The organism is Streptomyces sp. WM6386 (genome assembly GCF_000972385.1).
In the GTDB taxonomy this organism is placed as follows: Bacteria; Actinomycetota; Actinomycetes; order Streptomycetales; family Streptomycetaceae; genus Streptomyces.
The window spans coordinates 1-662 of sequence record NZ_JXTE01000342.1 but is presented as its reverse complement, the minus strand read 5'-3'; the positions used below and the strand labels follow the sequence as shown (position 1 = coordinate 662).

The following is a 662-nucleotide window of genomic DNA, read 5'->3' as shown; positions in this document are numbered from 1 at the left end:
GAGATCATCCATATGGCCGAGAACGGCCTCTGCAAGGACGGTGAGCAGGAGCGCCTCATCGCCGAGGGTGTCACCGAGATCGGGGGCCGGCTCCCGGTCAACACCGATGGCGGACTGCTCGGCAACGGGGAACCGATCGGTGCGTCCGGACTGCGCCAGATCCACGAGATCGTCCTCCAACTGCGCGGCACGGCGGGGACACGCCAGGTTCCCGGTACCCCCCGCGTCGGCTACACCCACCTGTACGGCGCGCCCGGCGCGTCGGCGGTGACGATCCTGTCGACCTGAAAGCGGAGCCGGATATGGACCACGACGACATGGACACGTTCGCCGCCGAGGCACGCAGCTTCCTCGACGCCTACGCGGCGAAGGCCCCCGACCGCACCGCCTTCACCTGGGGCGAGGGCGACGACTCGATGGCGTACTTCAGCAGCCTCCCGCCCGAGGAGGAGCGGGAACACGTGCGACGGGCGCGGGAGTGGCAGCGGATCCGCCACGAGAACGGCTTCGGCTGGATCACGGGACCGCCCGAGTACGGCGGCCGGGGCCTGACCCCCGTCCACGACCTGCTCTACGACGCCGTCGAGTCCGCGTACGACGTCCCCGACACCGGTGTGCTCGGCGTGATCGGCCTGGGCATGATCGGCCCGACGATCCTCGCC

At 70.2% G+C, this 662-nt stretch carries 1 protein-coding gene and 1 pseudogene; both read left to right on the top strand.

Annotated elements, in window-relative coordinates:
* Nucleotides 1-288: thiolase C-terminal domain-containing protein (locus tag TN53_RS41605; protein WP_420719170.1), on the top strand; the 288-nt coding region annotated here is incomplete at its 5' end.
* 14 nt (nucleotides 289-302) lie between these two features.
* Nucleotides 303-662: pseudogene (locus TN53_RS41600) on the top strand (acyl-CoA dehydrogenase family protein); the annotation flags it as partial.